General features: G+C 72.6%; 15 protein-coding genes and 2 pseudogenes. 8 read left to right on the top strand and 9 right to left on the bottom strand.

Annotated elements, in window-relative coordinates; all coding sequences use genetic code 11:
• Nucleotides 1-13 precede the first annotated feature (13 nt).
• Together PV419_RS42915 and PV419_RS53575 are read right to left on the bottom strand one after the other, a co-directional pair.
• Nucleotides 14-517: a metallophosphoesterase gene (locus PV419_RS42915; RefSeq protein ID WP_319698395.1), complete on the bottom strand. Its 504-nt coding sequence runs from the start codon at nucleotides 515-517 to the stop codon at nucleotides 14-16.
• A 372-nt stretch (nucleotides 518-889) separates the two neighbouring features.
• Nucleotides 890-1,060, bottom strand: a pseudogene (locus PV419_RS53575) (ISKra4 family transposase); the annotation flags it as partial.
• On the opposite strand from PV419_RS53575, the gene PV419_RS42910 reads away from it, so the two are divergent.
• Nucleotides 1,058-1,957 carry an MBL fold metallo-hydrolase gene (locus PV419_RS42910; protein WP_319698393.1) on the top strand — a complete coding sequence of 300 codons (900 nt, stop codon included), beginning with the start codon at nucleotides 1,058-1,060 and terminating at the stop codon, nucleotides 1,955-1,957. The pseudogene PV419_RS53575 and the gene PV419_RS42910 overlap by 3 nt on opposite strands.
• Nucleotides 1,958-2,064: 107 nt before the next feature.
• Here PV419_RS42910 and PV419_RS53570 read toward each other — a convergent pair.
• Together PV419_RS53570 and PV419_RS42900 are read right to left on the bottom strand one after the other, a co-directional pair.
• A pseudogene (locus PV419_RS53570) lies at nucleotides 2,065-2,433 on the bottom strand (hypothetical protein); the annotation flags it as partial.
• A gap of 215 nt (nucleotides 2,434-2,648) precedes the next feature.
• Entirely contained in the window at nucleotides 2,649-2,972 is a 324-nt protein-coding gene (locus PV419_RS42900; RefSeq protein WP_319698389.1) for a cupin domain-containing protein, read from the bottom strand.
• Nucleotides 2,973-3,042: 70 nt separating this feature from the next.
• On the opposite strand from PV419_RS42900, the gene PV419_RS42895 reads away from it, so the two are divergent.
• Both PV419_RS42895 and PV419_RS42890 read left to right on the top strand, forming a co-directional pair.
• Entirely contained in the window at nucleotides 3,043-3,993 is a 951-nt protein-coding gene (locus PV419_RS42895) for a helix-turn-helix domain-containing protein (RefSeq protein WP_319698387.1), read from the top strand.
• A gap of 156 nt (nucleotides 3,994-4,149) precedes the next feature.
• The gene (locus PV419_RS42890) at nucleotides 4,150-4,689 is read left to right on the top strand and encodes a tyrosine-type recombinase/integrase (RefSeq protein WP_319698385.1); all 540 of its coding nucleotides are present in this window, start codon (nucleotides 4,150-4,152) and stop codon (nucleotides 4,687-4,689) included.
• Nucleotides 4,690-5,229: 540 nt separating this feature from the next.
• On the opposite strand, the gene PV419_RS42885 is transcribed toward PV419_RS42890, so the two are convergent.
• Nucleotides 5,230-8,775, bottom strand: coding sequence for a phosphodiester glycosidase family protein (locus PV419_RS42885; protein ID WP_319698384.1), 3,546 nt, complete (start codon nucleotides 8,773-8,775; stop codon nucleotides 5,230-5,232).
• Nucleotides 8,776-8,908: 133 nt separating this feature from the next.
• Nucleotides 8,909-9,451: a hypothetical protein gene (locus PV419_RS42880; protein WP_319698382.1), complete on the bottom strand. Its 543-nt coding sequence runs from the start codon at nucleotides 9,449-9,451 to the stop codon at nucleotides 8,909-8,911.
• A gap of 251 nt (nucleotides 9,452-9,702) precedes the next feature.
• On the opposite strand from PV419_RS42880, the gene PV419_RS42875 reads away from it, so the two are divergent.
• Together PV419_RS42875 and PV419_RS42870 are read left to right on the top strand one after the other, a co-directional pair.
• The gene (locus tag PV419_RS42875) at nucleotides 9,703-10,005 is read left to right on the top strand and encodes a hypothetical protein (RefSeq protein ID WP_319698380.1); all 303 of its coding nucleotides are present in this window, start codon (nucleotides 9,703-9,705) and stop codon (nucleotides 10,003-10,005) included.
• 11 nt (nucleotides 10,006-10,016) lie between these two features.
• Entirely contained in the window at nucleotides 10,017-10,598 is a 582-nt protein-coding gene (locus tag PV419_RS42870; RefSeq protein WP_319698378.1) for a helix-turn-helix domain-containing protein, read from the top strand.
• 21 nt (nucleotides 10,599-10,619) lie between these two features.
• On the opposite strand, the gene PV419_RS42865 is transcribed toward PV419_RS42870, so the two are convergent.
• Nucleotides 10,620-11,036 (bottom strand): YchJ family protein, encoded by a 417-nt coding sequence (locus tag PV419_RS42865; protein ID WP_319698376.1) that lies wholly within the window; start codon nucleotides 11,034-11,036, stop codon nucleotides 10,620-10,622.
• 158 nt (nucleotides 11,037-11,194) lie between these two features.
• Between PV419_RS42865 and PV419_RS42860 the strand changes: the two genes are divergently transcribed.
• Entirely contained in the window at nucleotides 11,195-12,757 is a 1,563-nt protein-coding gene (locus PV419_RS42860; protein WP_319698373.1) for an SMI1/KNR4 family protein, read from the top strand.
• A gap of 63 nt (nucleotides 12,758-12,820) precedes the next feature.
• Here PV419_RS42860 and PV419_RS42855 read toward each other — a convergent pair whose 3' ends face one another.
• Complete coding sequence (locus tag PV419_RS42855; protein WP_319698371.1) at nucleotides 12,821-12,994, bottom strand: hypothetical protein; 174 nt, start codon at nucleotides 12,992-12,994, stop codon at nucleotides 12,821-12,823.
• Here PV419_RS42855 and PV419_RS42850 point away from each other — a divergent pair.
• Complete coding sequence (locus tag PV419_RS42850) at nucleotides 12,975-13,547, top strand: VOC family protein (protein ID WP_319698370.1); 573 nt, start codon at nucleotides 12,975-12,977, stop codon at nucleotides 13,545-13,547. The two genes, PV419_RS42855 and PV419_RS42850, sit on opposite strands and share 20 nt — an antisense overlap.
• Here the strand turns inward: PV419_RS42850 and PV419_RS42845 are convergent.
• Nucleotides 13,474-14,034 carry a GNAT family N-acetyltransferase gene (locus PV419_RS42845; protein WP_319698368.1) on the bottom strand — a complete coding sequence of 187 codons (561 nt, stop codon included), beginning with the start codon at nucleotides 14,032-14,034 and terminating at the stop codon, nucleotides 13,474-13,476. The two genes, PV419_RS42850 and PV419_RS42845, sit on opposite strands and share 74 nt — an antisense overlap.
• Before the next feature lie 50 nt (nucleotides 14,035-14,084).
• Between PV419_RS42845 and PV419_RS42840 the strand changes: the two genes are divergently transcribed.
• Entirely contained in the window at nucleotides 14,085-14,675 is a 591-nt protein-coding gene (locus PV419_RS42840) for an XRE family transcriptional regulator (RefSeq protein ID WP_319698366.1), read from the top strand.
• Nucleotides 14,676-14,770 lie beyond the last annotated feature (95 nt).

Genomic DNA, 14,770 nt, shown 5'->3' with positions numbered 1-14,770 from the left:
GCGGGTTAGGACGTCATCCGCGGGGCGGCAGCCGGTGGAGCTCCACGCCGGTCAGCCGCCCCGACGAGACCTCGGCCGTCATATAGGTGCAGGAGGGCTGCCGGCGCCGGTCGGTGGGGGAGCCGGGGTTGATCAGCCGCAGCCGGTCCTCGGCCACCGAGTCCCATGGGATGTGGCTGTGGCCGAACACCAGGACGTCCAGCTCGGGGAAGCGCGCGGCGCAGCGGGTCTCCCGCCCCCGGGACGGCCCCGTCTCGTGCACCACCCCGAACCGCACCCCGTCCAGCTCCGCGTACGCCACCTCCGGCAGCCGCGCCCGCAGCGGCGGGCCGTCGTTGTTGCCGTACACCCCGATCAGCCGCCGGGAGCGCGCCTCCAGCAGGTCAAGGGTGGCGGTGTCGACCCAGTCCCCGGCGTGGATCACCACATCGGCGCGCGCCACCTGCGCCAGCAGCTCCTCGGGGAGTTGCTTGGCGCGCAGCGGGACATGGGTGTCGGACATCAGCAGCAGCCGCACCCGGCGACCATACCGGCCCTGTATCCGAAGCCACGGGATCAGCTCGCCAAGTGGCTGGCCGTTGAGATGTGCGGGGTGGAACTGTCGCGTGACCGGCTCGCGGGAACGGTTCTGCGCTTCCACCGTGGGCCGCCTGTCGGCGAAGACGCGGTCCTTGCTGGACGACCTGGTTGCCGAGGACGACGGAGACGGCGAGGAGAGCGCGGGCGGCGGGGGGACGTTCTTCGGGTCCGCAGCTCCAGTCACCGCGCAAGCTGTTCGCGGATGTGTCGGAGAGCTGGTCGCCGGGTGGCGGGCTCTGGGCGGCGAAGGAGTATCCCTCGGACCTGCGGGCGGCCGCTCCGCCGGTGCGCTACACCTCTATCCGGTGGCCGGGGTCTTCGCCGCGTAGGAGGCGGCGGTGTCGACGGCGGAGCCGACCACCAGTTCTTTGAGGCGGCGCTTGCCCCGCAACTTCCCGCACCGTCGCTCGATCGCGGCGGCGGCCTGCCCAACACCGCGAACAGGCGGCAACGAGCAAGGCATGGCAGGATCGCGGCCGTGTCCCTCAGCGTTCCCCGCCTCCGGATCGGCTCGACCGAGATCATCGCCCTCGCCGACGGCGAGGGCCCGTTCTTCTCCCCGCGCGCCGAGGCATTCCCCGAGGCCACGGCCGCTCACTGGGCCGAGGCCGATCGCTACGACCCGGGCGCGGTCGACGCCGAGGGCCGCTGGCGGCTCCAGTTCCGCGCGTACGCGATCCGCGGCGACAAGGGCCTCACCGTCGTGGACGCCGGGATCGGTCCGGCGGACGGCCCGGCCGGCTCGTGGGCGCCCGTGCCTGGTGCGCTCCCCGAGTCGCTCGCCGCCGCGGGCATCGACCCGGCCGAGGTCGACACCGTGGTGCTCACGCATCTGCACACCGACCACGTCGGGTGGGCGGTCGTGACCGAGGCGGCCGTTCCCTCAGCGGGCGGCGCGGTGGGCGGCAACGCTTCGACCGGCGGAGCGGTGGGCGGCGCCCGTTCGCCCGGCGGCGCGACCAGCGGTCACCGACCCTTTTTCCCGAACGCCGAGTACCTGCTCCAGCGGGCCGAGTTCGACGCCCTCGACGCGCTCAACCCGCAGCTTCGCGAGTCCCTCACCGACCCGCTCGAGGCGGCCGGTCGGCTCCGGCTCCTCGACGGGGACACGCCACTGCGCGCCGGGCGCGCGGTCGCCACGCCCGGTCACACGCCCGGGCACCAGAGCGTGCTGGTCGCCGACGGGCGCGAGCCGGCGCTCGTCACCGGCGACCTCCTGGTGCACGCGCTCCAACTGCTCCACCCCGAGCTCGCCTACTCGCACGAAATCGACCCCGAGGCGGCCAGGCACTCAAGGGAGCGCATGCTCGGCCGCGAAACCGACGCCACGCTGCACCTGGCGACGCCGCATCTGACGGAGCCGTTCATCTCGGCGTGACCGCGGCCGTCCGAGCCGTTCGGCGCGGGTCGGGCCGCGAGGGCATGCAGACGCTCCCGTTTCTCGGCGGTCTCGTCGTCGACGGGACTGAAGACCGTGAGGCGGCAGCCGCCTCCGGACTGGAGCCACATCCGGTCCGCGTGCAGGTGCAGCACGCCGACCTCCCGATTGCGGAAGATCTTGACGTCCTTGACCTTGTCGGCGACGTTGCGCGGACCCCAGATCTCGCCGAACGCCTGGTGGAGGCCGGGCAGGACGCGAAGCTCAGCTTCGAGGTTCAGCCCAACGGCCGCCGACCGGCGGTGTCCATGATGGCGCCCGCGCGCCCCTCCTGACGGACCCGACCGCCGATCGAGACCGAATGCCAAGGCGGCTCTCCAGCGCGTAGTAGGTGGCGATGTGCTCAGATCGGCGGCCTGTCGGCGCCGATCGCCGGCCTCGGACTCGTAGCGCTCTTCCAAGTTCTCGCACCTCACCGTGCTGCTCTCCCTGAAGGGGCGGTAGAGGGAACGGAAGGCGCTGTCGCGAGGTTACTGCGCGGACTCGACGGGTCACTGCACGCCGGTCGCCGTCGGATGGACGTGGTGGCCGTGGCCCGGCGGCGGCATGCACGGCCGGTCTGCGCGTTCCCGCCGTACGGAGCGCCGGTGCTGCGCCGGCGCCCTCCGGCTGGCGCGTCATGACGAACCGGCTACGGGGTGAGGATGCTGATGCCCAGCATGCGCGCGCCGTTCTCCGTACGCGGGCGATGCGTACTGCCCGGCGCGAACACGACATAGCTGCCCGGCCCGAGCCGCTGCCCCCGGTCGATGAACTCGCCTGAGATCACGTAATAGCGTTCCTCGCCCTCGTGTACATCCACCTCGGGCCATTCGGTTCCCGGCGCGAAGTCGTACATCCAACCGCGGGCCCACTCGGTGGCCGGCAGCCGCCGCCGGATGATCCCGGGGACGACCTCAACGGGTTCGGCCTCGTCGACGTGCATGATCTGGACATCACTCGAATCTTGCGTCATGACCCCATCGTGGCGGCGGACTTCCTCTCCGGCCAGTGTCTGGATTGACGCCCGCAGGTACTTTTCTGCCATGAGTGTTCACCGGGTTGTCGCGCTGGTCCTGCCGCCGCAGTCCACGTTCGAGCTGGCGTGCGCGGCCGAGGTCTTCGGCGTGCGCCGCCCTGGCCTGCCGCGACGTTACGAGTTCGCGGTGTGCACCGAGCAGCCGGGAGCCGTGCCGACCCTGGCGGGATACGACATGCTGGTGAGCGAGGATCTCACGGCACTCAACGCGGCGGACACGGTGGTAATCCCCGGTTGGCAACGCCGTGAGGGGGCCGCCCCGCCCGCCGTGATCGATGCGGTCCAGCAAGCCCACCGGCGCGGCGCCCGCATTGTCGCGATCTGCTCCGGCACCTTTCTGCTGGCCGAGGCCGGGCTGCTGGATCACCGCAGGGCAACCACCCACTGGCGGCTCGCCGGCGAGCTCGCGGGCCGTTTCCCCGACGTGCGGGTCGAGCCCGACACCTTGTATATCGACCTGGACGACATCGCCACCAGCGCGGGCACCGCCGCCGGCATCGACCTGTGCCTACACTTGGCCCGCGCCGACCACGGCGCTGCCTTCGCCGCGCACATCGCCCGGCACATGGTCATGCCCCCGCACCGCGAGGGCGGGCAACTGCAGTACAGCACAGCGGCCCCCGCCGACCGCCCACCACAATCTCTGGCCCCGATCCTCGACTGGGCCACCGAACGGCTGCACGAACCCCTCACCGTCGACGACCTCGCCGCACAGGCCAAGATCGCGCCGCGCACACTCGCTCGCAGGTTCGCCGGTCAACTCGGCGTCAGCCCTGGCCGATGGCTGCTCCAGCAGCGCGTCATGGCGGCCCAGGCCCTTCTGGAGGAAACGGATCTCCCCGTGGAGACGATCGCGGTCAGAGTCGGCCTGTCCTCGGCCGCCAACCTCCGCAGACGCTTCCACGCCATGGTGCGCACCACACCGGCCGCCTACCGGCGCTCCTTCGGCTGCCACTGACATGGCACAGACTCGTGGCCAGGCGCCTGAGGGGCCCTCCACGTGCGATCAGGGGGCTGCGCGGCCTGACGGCATGTCCGCTGTCGGGAGTGGGAAGTAAGGTGTGAGAAATAGTGTGCCAAGCGGCCCGAGCCGGGTCCGGAGAGGCGGGCGCAGATGGCGGGGGAGACGGCGGGCGACCGGTATCCGCGGCCGGTGGTGTCGGCCGCGGAGGCGGAGTGGGTGTGGCGGCTGCTGTCGGTGCAGGCGCTGGAGCAGGGGACGCGGCCGGAGACGGTGCGGCTGGCCGTGGTGGTCGGGCTGGCCCGGGCCACCGGCGCCCGGTACGGGGACCTGCTGCGCTGCACCACCGACGCGCTGAACCTGGACGCGGGCTGGGTGACCATCGAGCACGGCAAGCACCGCGTCCCGCGCCGGCACGGCCTGGATCCGAGCACGGTCATCGTGCTGCGGCGGTGGCTGCGGGTGCGTCAGGAGCTGTGCGCTGAGTTGGAGGGGACGGTGCCGAGGGCGCTGTTGCTGACGGTGCACCACACCCATGACAACGGGGTCACCGTCGCCGCCGGGCTGCCCATCACCCGCCAGGGCCTGGTGCTGTCCTGGCGCCGCTTCGTCCACCGCACCAACGCCACCTACGCCGCCCGGCGCCCCCCGCTGCCCACCCGTTTCGAACAGCTCCGCCGCGTCTGGCTCTGACGGTGACCGTGCACCCCGCGCAGGGCGCTGCCGGGGGGCTTGGCATCTGGGCCGGCCAGCCCACGTCGATGCGGAGGACACGGCCACCCTCGGGGGGAAGGGAGGAGTCCAGCACGCTCACCGCCTCGGCCCGTTGGAGCTGGAGGAGGAAGTCCGCGCAGGTGCGGGCGGGGGCGGTCGCGGCCGGGCGGCCGTGGGGCCCGCCGCCATGGCGCGCGGGCCGCAGGTGAGCAGGACGGCTCGGACCCGGGCACAAAGCGGGGGTCCCCGGGCGTCTCGCCCGACCCCGTTGGGCACCGGCTTCACGGAGCTGTGCGGTCGTCACCTCCCAGTCCTGCCTGGCGGCCAGGGCACGCACGCTTCTCAGGGCCTCGCTGCTGATCGTCATGCCGCACCATGGCGTGGGGTTCCCGATCGCGTGTGGGCCTGTGGACAGCCAGCCGGGACACGGGGGGTGGGGCCGGCCCCGTTGGGGAGGGGCCGCAGGGGGATCGCCCCTTCGGGCAGCCCCCGCGGGCCCTCACCTCTTACCCCCGCGGGTCAAGCCGCAGCGGCGGCTCCCCCGGCGGCGCGGGCCGTGACGGTGAAGCTCGCCTTCGCCACCGCCCCGTTCACCGTCACCGAGAGGGTCGCGGACCCCGGGCGCAATGCGGTGAGCCGGCCCGTCGTCGGGTCGTACGCGGCGACGTAGCGCGGCCGGTGCCGGGCGTCGTCCGGGTCGCCGACGAAGAGGTTCGGCGATCCGGTCCAGTCCGCGCTCACCGGGAAGCCGACCGGCACCCGGCGGGGGGTGGCGCCCTCGCCCTGGAGCACGGTCGCGGTGACCGCGGCGTCCTGCCCGGCGGGCAGTTCGGCCGGGGCGGTCACCGTCAGCCCGGCAGCGCCTTCGACATGCGGCCGGGTCTGTACGGACACCCAGTCGGGTCCGCCGGCCCATGGGGCCTGCCGGGCGCGGGCCTGCTGGTGCTGCGAGACCTGGTCGACGCCGACCATGGACCAGCCGGTGAAGCCGCCCTGGTCGGGCGGGGTGGCCGGGTTCTTGCCCGAGTTGCCGTTGATCAGGTACGGCACGCCGTCGACCCTCGAGGCGTGGAAGGCGCCCACATGGCCGCCGATGAACGCCGCGCCCTTGCCGGTCGTACGGCGGAACTGGGCGAGCCAGCCCTCCAGCAGCGCCGCCTCCTTGCGGTCGCCGAGCTGGCTGCCCTGCTGTGGGGTGGGGTCGCGCGGGGGCACGTGCTCGATCACCATCACCGAGCCGACCTCCGGGTCCTTCGCCGCCGCGTCGAGCTGGGCGCGCAACTCCCGGATCTGGTCGAAGCCGCCGCCGCGCAGGCTCAGGCTGGAGGTGTCCAAGGTGATGAAGCGGGTGCCGCGGTGGTCGAAGACGCGGTGCGCGGGGCCGAATTCGGCCTTGAAGTTGTCGATCTTCCCGCCCATCACCTCATGGTTGCCCGGCACGTAGTACCAGGGCACGGCGTCGCCCAGTTCCTCGGTGAGGACCTTCCGGGCGAAGGCGAGGTCGGCGGGGGAGCCCTCGTCGACCAGATCCCCGTTGATGACCAGGAAGTCGGGGCGCGCCGCCTTGATCTCGCGCAGGGTGCGGCGGGCCTGGGCGACGATCGCGCTGTCCGGGTCGCGGGCCACGAACTGGGCGTCCGACATCACCGCGAACCGCCAGTCCCGGCCCTCGGCGCGCGCGGCGGTGGTGATCAGCGGGTCCGGGTACGCCGTCTGCGCGGGCAGGTCCACGGCGGGCGGGACCTGCGCGGTGAGGTCGTCGATGGTGATGCGGCCGGTGTACTGGCGGGTGGCGCCGGTCTCGGCGAGATAGAAGCGGCCCACCTTCAGCGGATACGAGACGCCGGCCGGGACGGTGAAGTCGACGTGCCGCCAGCCGGTCCAGGTGACGTACGGGCCGCGCAGCAACTGGTCGGAGCCCGCCGCGTCCTTGAGGTGGAGCGTGGGCCACGCCCCCTTGCCGTCACCCTTGATCCATAGCCCGAACGACTGCGGCTGGCCTTCGACGGCGATCTGCTGCGGCGGGCTGACGTACGCGGCGCGGGTGGCGGTGGACTGGGTGAAGTCGTAGGTCAGCTCAAGCCCGGTGCCGCTGTGGCCCTCGGGAGTGGCGGCGAGTGAGCCGGAGGCGCGGGCCTGGCTGAACTTCCACTGCGCGGCGTCGTCGAAGGCGGCCTCCTGCTGCTCGGCCAGCCCGACGGTGACCGCGAGCCGGGTGGTGGTGCCCGCCACGGTGATTTTGATCTGGCCCGCGCCCTGCCCGCCGTGCGCCTTGACGGTGAAGTCCCCCGAGTCCTGGTTGGGGGTGATGTCGAAGAGGTCGTGGTCGTAGTCGAGCCGGACGTCGGACGGTTCGACCGGCGCGCTGGTGCCGTGCGCGTCCAGGCCCACCACCCCGAAGCGGCCGGTGGCCTCGGCGTCCTTGAGGCCGATCAGCCGGGTGGTGGGCTGGATCCGGTCCAGGTCGTCGAGGACGGTCAGCTCGATGTCGCCCTTCGCGGCTCCGCGGCGGGCCGAGACCTTCGCGTCGCCGCTGTGCCGGGCGGTGAAGGTGCCGTCGGCGCTCACCCGCCCGATGCGGGGGTCGGCCGAGCGCCAGGCCGGAGCGCCTTCGGCGGGCCCGTACGTCTCGTCGAATCCGGCGGCGGTCAGCCGCCGGGTCAGCCCCGGGAAGACCCGCTCGGGGTGGCCGCCCTTGACCGGGTCGACGGTGGGCGCCGCCCTGGGGGCGGCCGCGGTCTCCACCCAGAAGCCCTTGAGCCGGCCGCTGCCGTCGGGGGCGGTGAAGGCCAGGCCGTTGGGGACGGTGCGCTCGCTGCCGTCGGACGGGCTGTTCTCCACCCGAGCCGTGTCGCTGCCGGGCGCTCGGGCCACCAGCGTGGAGGAGCCGCCGCCGTCGAGATTGAGCGCGCTGTAGGCGCCCGCATCCTTCATCATCACGCCGAGTTCGGTGAGCGTGACGCCGCCGCTGTCGGCCTGCCGCCCGTCCACGGTGAGGACCTGCATCGTACGGCCGTCGCGGGAGAAGCCGACCGCGGTGCGCGGGGCGGCGGTGTTGTTGCCCTCGCCGTCGTGGCCGACCGCCTTGCCGTCCACGACGAGCAGTTCCCGGCCGCTGACGGCCACCTCCGGCGCCTCGCCGCTGTCGGGGCGCGGGCGGTACTCCCACGAGACCGCGTCGCCGACGGCGAGGCCCGCCAGCGCGTCGGCTCCGGCGTCCCGGCCGATCAGCACGGTGGTGCCGGGGGGTATCGCCCCCTTGCCGGGCCTGGTGGCCACGGAGGTGACCTTGCCGTCCACGACCGAGACTTCGGCGGTGCGCCCCGCCCCGGCCGAGTCGACGGTTTGGGCGCGGTCCGCCTCCCCCCACTGGGCGGTGTACGCGCCGATGCCCCCGGCAGGCACATTGGCCGAGTTGAGGGCGGCGAGCGGGTGCGGGCCGTCGGGGAGGGTGAGCGTGCCGTCGAAGTACAGCTGGAGGACCCGGCCCGCGTCGGCCGGCCCGATGCCGACCGCGCGGCCCCCGGAAGCGCCGGCCGAGGCCGAACTGACCACGCGGCCCGCGCTGATGCCGGTCCCCTCGGGCGCGCCGGTCTGGTTGATGTCGAAGAAGTCGCCGTTGATGGCGGCGACCGTACGGCGGCCCGGCCCCGGGTCGTGCTCGGCGGCGAGCTCGGAGACCGGCTCGCGGGCGGCGACCTCGCCCGGGTAGAGGTAGTCGACCCTCGTGCCGCTCCCCAGGTCCACCGACAGCGAGTCGACCCGCAGCCACTTGTCGGACTCCAGCCGGTCGTACGAGGTCAGCTTCACCCCGGGGGCGACCGGCCGCGAGCTGCGGGCGGTCTCGATGCCGTCGCCGTCGACGACGGACCGCACCGAAGCGTCACCGCGCCCACTGGCGGCGGGTGGCGCGATGGGCCGCAGCATCTCGGCGGAGGACCGGGGCAGCGGCTCGGGAGCGGGGGAGGGGGTGCTGTCAGCGACGGCCTGACCGGCGGCGCCCAGCAACAGGGCGGACACCGCGGCCAGTACCGCCACGGGTCTGGCGAGAGCGACAGGGGGCACGGCAACTCCAGAAAACCCTCGGCTTCGCGTGGATCACACGCACAGCGCCCCAGCATTCCGGGGGGAGTTGACCGTGCGCCAGAAGTCGTCGGCAACATCCTGGGAAACATCGCCGCCCATCGCCCCGGGTCTGTCAGCCGCAGTGGCCGGGGCCTCGCGTCGCCGACTGGTTGCCGATCAACGAGGCGGCGTGCGCGGTTGCCGAGGTGGCCACCATGCCAGCCCCCGCCAGGACCAGGGCGCCGGCGTCGGTGGCAGCCGCGACGGCGCCGCAGTGCCCCCAGCCGGAGTTGCCGGCCGACGAAGCGACCTGGCCGTTGAAGGAGACGCAGGTGCCACGGGCGTCCAGGTATACCGGGCCCGCGTACTGGGTGTAGTAGCCGTCGTCCCACACCCCGACGTTGTCACTGGCCCGGAAGAGGGTCACCTGCATGAACTGCCGGGTCCCGCTGCCCGACTTCGGTACGGTGTAGGCGCAGTTCTTACCCGTGGCGCTGCTGTAGTACAGGTAGGTGTAGCCGGTGTAGAACTCCAGCGTGCCGATCTTCGTGCCGGCGCAGATGGCGGCGGCGTGGGCGGTTCCCGCGCTGCTCACCACCAGGCCGCCCGCGCACAGAGCCAGTGAGGCGGCGGCGGTGACGGCACGCCGTACAGCTCCATGGAACTGGAAACGCACAGTGGTCCCCTTGATCGTGGAGAAGAACGATCCGGTGCGAGGCGAGCCTGGCGCCGACCGGCTCCGCAGGCGTTGGCACTCCGCGCAGTCTTTGTTGGCATACCGCGCGGGTGGGGCAGGCCGTTCCCGGGGGCCGGGCGCTTTGACCGACAACCGCCTGTACGCGGCCTTGTCCCGGTCGGGATCATCTCTGTGTGCACATGTCGACTGGAGGGGAGTCGCGGCCGGGCGCACCGGGGCCACTGGTGTCGGTGTCCACCGATGAAGTGCCACCGCGGGACCGGCTCGATTGGTGGTGGCACATGATGGAGAGCGACGTCATGTCCGTGGCGCTGACCAGCGAGCAGGAGGACGGTTTCCGCGGGAGCGTCGCCGCTGTCGACCTGCCCGGCACCCGGGTGGCGACCTTTGCCTTCTCACCGTTGTCGGCCCGTCGTGGACCTGCCCAGACCCGGCGTCACGGCCCGGAGAACTGCTTCCTGTTCCTGGTGCGGGGCGGCACGATCCAACGGGAGCCGACTTCCCCCGGGAGAACGGCCGCCGGCATCGAGTGACCCTGATGCAGTTGCCCAGAACCTCTCTGCCGCTGCCGTTCGACAAAACGGATCAGCTGCTGAGCAGATCTCTCGTCGCGCGATCTGCCGCGGGGGTGCTGCTCGGCCACTTCCTGTCCGGTTTCCAGGACAGCGCTGCCCATAGCAGCCTCGCGGAACTCCACCGTATGGGCAGCATCGGTGCCGATCTGGCTGCTGCCTTCTTGGCGGGCCTGCTCGACGTCGGTGACGCCCTGCCCGTGGAGACCCGCGAGCAGGTGTTCCTCGTACGCGTCAACGCGTTCATCGAGCGCGACCTGGGCGATCCCGAACTGCGGCCGGCCGCGATCGCCGCGTACCACCACATCTCCGTGCGCACGCTCCATCAGTTGTTCCGGACGCAGCCCGAGACGGTGAGCGCCACGATTCGACGCCGCCGCCTGGAGCGGTGCCGGACCGACCTCACCGACCCGCGGCTGAGGCACCGGACGATAGGCGACACCGCCCTCCGGTGGGGATTCCGGCACCCCGCGGACTTCAGCCGTGCTTTTCGCGCGGCTTACGGGACGTCGCCCAGCGATTTCAGGGACTCGGTCTTTCCGCGGTGTCCATGACGACTTTCGCCGGGCCGCGGCTCAGGCGCCGATGATGCCGTCGACGTAGACCCAGTCCCCGTCGTGGCGCACGAAGCGGCTGTTCTCATGGAGCGCGCCGGCGCGGCCGCGCTCGGTGTAGTGGGCGCGGAACTCGACGGTGCCGGTGGTGTGGAACGCGCTGCCCTCGGTCGTGGCGAGGACGTCCAGGCCCCGCCAGCGCAGCGCGGGGTCGAAGTCGACGCCGGGCGGCCTGGTGTCGGGGTGCCAGCTGCGCAGCAGGTACCTCTCGTCTCGGCGGATGAAGGCGCTGTACCGGGAGCGCATCAGTTGTTCGGCGGTGGTGGCTCGGGCCTGGCCGCGGTGCAGCCTGCCGCAGCAGTCGTCGTAGGCTGCGGGCAGCCCGCAGGGGCAGGGCGCCGGGCGGGGCGGCTGCGGGCGTCGTGCGCGTCGGGACATGCGCCTATTGTGACGGGGCGCGCTCTCCTGCCGGCCCCGGGGCACGGCGCCAAGCGGCCGATCGCGCGGTACGCGAGGGCCGAGAAGTCATGGCCGGGCCGTACTGTCACCGGTCGCTGCGATGATGACCGGCAGGACCGGCAGGACGGGAGCACGACATGGTTGAGCGCGCCGCGGGGCGGATCGCCGAGGAGATCGTCGCGAGTGCGCCGGCGGGCTGGACGCGGGCGATACTGGCCAGCACGGCGGGCCGGGGCGGCGTTTCGGTGTCCGGCGGCTACGCCGTCCCCGGAGCGCCCCTGTGGCGCAACCCGGTGCGCAGCCCCTTCAGGGAGCTGGGCAGGCTGGCGGAGGCGCTGCGGAAGGTCCGGGGCTGGGAGCGCACCACCCTGGAGATCGAGTGCCGGCCGTCCGGGGAGTTCCGGCTGGTCGCCACCGCGGATGCGATCACCAGCCTGCGCGGACGGGGCGGCGGTTTCCAGGTCGTTCTGGACCCCGGCTACCGGCTGCCCCAGCCCGGTTTCGAGCAGGAGGAGGGCGCGGCCGCCCCGGAGGGCGATCCTGAGCTGGCGGTGGCGCGGTTCCGCGCGTACATGGAGCGGCGCGCCGCGATCCTGGGGCGGCCCGAGCAACTGCCGCCGCCCGCGTCCGCCGCCGCACTCGACGAGGCCGAGCGCCGCGTCGGCCGGCCCCTGCCCGCCGACCTGCGGGCGCTGTACTCGGTCGCCGACGGCGACGCCCTCGACCACGAGCACCGCTACCTGCTCGGGGACAAGGGCTGGATGGCGCTGAAGGACCTGGTCGCCGTCCACGCCGAACGGAGCGAACCGGCCCGGCACAGCTGGGAGTTGGCCTGGCACTCGGTCGTCTTCGACACTGACCCGTCCGACACCGTCCGGCGCTGCGGTGGGCACCCGGCCTGGTTGCCGTTCGCCACCGGCGAGGACGGCAACTACCTGGCGGTGGACCTTGCCCCGGCCCGGAACGGCCGATTCGGTCAGGTCATCCGCATCGGCCGTGACTACGACGCCGGCCCGGCCTACGTCGCCGATTCGATAACCTCGCTGCTCGGTGACCACCTGATCCAGTTGGAGCAGGGAGCCTACGAGCAGGACGGCGAGTACATCACCCTGCTGGAGCCCGCCCGCCGTCTCGGCCCCGAGAGGATCGTCGGCGAGATCCCCGACGAGATCCCGCCCGCCCTGCAGGCCATCCACATCAACGACGCCGCCGGCCCGGTCGATCTCACTCCACTCACCGCAGCCCCGAACCTGCGGCTGCTGCACCTCAACCGCTCCGCCACCGCCGACCTGACGCCGATGCGCGCGCTGCCCGTCGAGTCCGCGCGCGTCACCCTGGACGGCGGCGACCTGACCCCGCTCGAAGGCCACCGCCGCCTCACCTCCCTGGATCTGGACAGCGCCGCCCCGGTCGACATCGCCCCGCTGCGCACCATCCCGAACCTGCGCTGCCTGGACCTCTCCCGGGCGGATGTCCGTGACCTGACCGTCCTGGCCGACCTGCCCGACCTGCGCTACCTCGCCCTCACAGCGCGGCAATGGACCGCGCTGCTGGACGAGGGCAAGGCACCGCCCACCCTCGCCGCCGCCCGCCTGGCCGACGAGGACGCCACCCTCGACGAGGCGCTGACCTGGTCGGCCCGTCTCGGCCTGAACACCGAGGACGCGCTCCGTACCCACGCCACTCTCACCAGGCAGTAGTCAGCGAGGAGCCGTACCGTCGGCGTGTCGCCGTCTCATACTCACCACAAACGGCGGCGGCCCTCACAGCGCCGGGGCGGCGCGCTTGGCGTAGGAGGTGATCATGGCCGTCTCCATGCGGTCGACCCCCTCCAGGGAGCCGACGCGGTCGGTGAGACGCGGCACCTGCTGGGCGGGCGGCCCGGCGAGGCTCCGGTGCCCGGCCAACCGCTGCGCGTTGTTCGGCGGGTCGTACATCGAACTGCTCGGCATCGTCGACGAATCCGCCCCCGACCCCTGGCACACCAAGGCGATGGCCGACGAGTACGAGGGCTTCAGACTGCTCAACCTCGACACCGACAACGCCGAAGCCGCCGACCGCCGACTGACCGGCGCCGGGCTGCGCACCTCGGGCGTGCTGGAGCTGGAGCGCGACATCGACACCGAGCAGGGGCTCCGTACCGTCCGGGCTCGCGCCGTGCACATCGACCCCCGCTCGACCCCGGAGGGCTATGGGGGGATCGCCCAGCACCTCACCCGCGCGTATGTGCACCAGCCGCGCTATCTCGGCCACCCGAACGGCGCGCGCGGCCTCGCCGCCGTGCTGATGGTGGCCGACGACGCCGAGTTCGACGCGATCACCGACCGATACGCCGCCATGCTGCCGGCCCCGCTCAAGGCGCCGCACACGGATCCGGCCACGCCGTTGTGGTTCCGGATTCCCGAGCAGCTTCTCTTCATCGCCGTCGCTCTGCGGGCGGCAGGCCGCGCTCGTGATCGGGTCCCGGCTCCGACAGGGGCCGTTGCATGAGCAGGGTGTCGATCCAGCGGCCGTGCTTGTGGCCCACGGCGGTGAGCCGACCCGCGTCGGCGAAGCCGAACCGGCGGTGCAGGGCGGCGGAGGCGTCGCTGCCGGTGTCCGCGATGACCGCGATCATCTGTCGTCGCCCGGCCCGGGTGGCCTCCGTGATCAGGGGGCTGAGCAGGGCGGTGCCCAGGCCCCGGCCGGTGGCGTCGGGGGCGAGGTAGATCGTGTCCTCCACCGCGTACTGGTAGGCGGGCTTGGGCCGCCACGGCCCGGCGTACGCGAACCCGGCCACGGCGCCGGAGACTTCGGCGACCAGGAAGGGCAGGCCGCGGCCGGTGAGATCGTCCAGCCACTGCCCCCAGTCGGCGGCGGAGCGGGGGGTCTCGTCGAAGGTGGCCACGGTGTGGTGGACGTAGTGCGCGTAGATGTCGGACACGGCCTTCAGGTCGGCGTGGACCGCGGGGCGGATGGTCGCTTTCGGGGGTGTCATGGTCGCGGCGCTCTTTTCGCTATAGAGGAATCAGTTGTTATTATAGAGGAATGCTGGATCTCCTGACCTTGGGCACCCGCATCCAGGGACTGCGGCACGAGCGAGGCCTGACCCTTCAGCAGCTGGCCGGGACGGCTGAGGTGAGCGTGAGCATGCTGTCCTCCGTCGAGCGCGGCGAGAAGGCGCCCACCGTCCTCGTCCTCGCCCGCATCGCCGACGGCCTCGGCGTGCCGCTCGCCGAGCTGGTCGCCGAGCCCGAGGACAGCCGCGTCATCGTGCGCCGGGCGGCCGACCAGGACACCGTCGAGGAGCCCGGAGGGTGGCGGCGGACCGTCCTCACCCCCGTGGTGCCCGGCGTGAACTTCGAGTGGATTCGCACCACACTGCCGCCCGGCTGCGACGCGGGCCGGTTCCCCGCGTACGCCCCGGGCTCCCATGAGTTCGTCGTGGTGGAGTCGGGGACCCTGCGGCTGACCCTCGCGAGCAGGACGATGGACCTCGACGCCGGAGACTCGGTGTACTTCGCCGCCGACGTCACCCACGCCTACGCCAACCCCGCGCGCGTGCCGTGCGTTTACCTGGTCGCCGCGCTCATCATGCGGCCCCGCGCGGCCCAGCCCCGGCGGAACGGCGCACCCTGACGCTGCCCGGCGAAAATCGGTTGCCCGCCCGGTGAGCCCCCTGCTCTACTCACCGTCGGCAGACCCGCCGTACGAGGAGGCCCGATGAGGCACAC

The sequence above is a fragment of the Streptomyces sp. ME19-01-6 genome (assembly GCF_033793745.1).
GTDB lineage: Bacteria > Actinomycetota > Actinomycetes > Streptomycetales > Streptomycetaceae > Streptomyces.
Note: the sequence above shows the minus strand (reverse complement) of the source record. Positions and strands in the feature narration are given on the sequence as shown.

What these genes read in the sequence shown, in the direction of transcription:
- PV419_RS42860 (WP_319698373.1), top strand. Translation starts at nt 11,195, where the DNA reads ATGGTTGAGCGCGCCGCGGGGCGGATCGCCGAGGAGATCGTCGCGAGT.
- PV419_RS42865 (WP_319698376.1), bottom strand. Translation starts at nt 11,036, where the DNA reads ATGTCCCGACGCGCACGACGCCCGCAGCCGCCCCGCCCGGCGCCCTGC.
- PV419_RS42840 (WP_319698366.1), top strand. Translation starts at nt 14,085, where the DNA reads ATGCTGGATCTCCTGACCTTGGGCACCCGCATCCAGGGACTGCGGCAC.
- PV419_RS42895 (WP_319698387.1), top strand. Translation starts at nt 3,043, where the DNA reads ATGAGTGTTCACCGGGTTGTCGCGCTGGTCCTGCCGCCGCAGTCCACG.
- PV419_RS42845 (WP_319698368.1), bottom strand. Translation starts at nt 14,034, where the DNA reads ATGACACCCCCGAAAGCGACCATCCGCCCCGCGGTCCACGCCGACCTG.
- PV419_RS42890 (WP_319698385.1), top strand. Translation starts at nt 4,150, where the DNA reads ATGGCGGGGGAGACGGCGGGCGACCGGTATCCGCGGCCGGTGGTGTCG.
- PV419_RS42855 (WP_319698371.1), bottom strand. Translation starts at nt 12,994, where the DNA reads ATGTACGACCCGCCGAACAACGCGCAGCGGTTGGCCGGGCACCGGAGC.
- PV419_RS42900 (WP_319698389.1), bottom strand. Translation starts at nt 2,972, where the DNA reads ATGACGCAAGATTCGAGTGATGTCCAGATCATGCACGTCGACGAGGCC.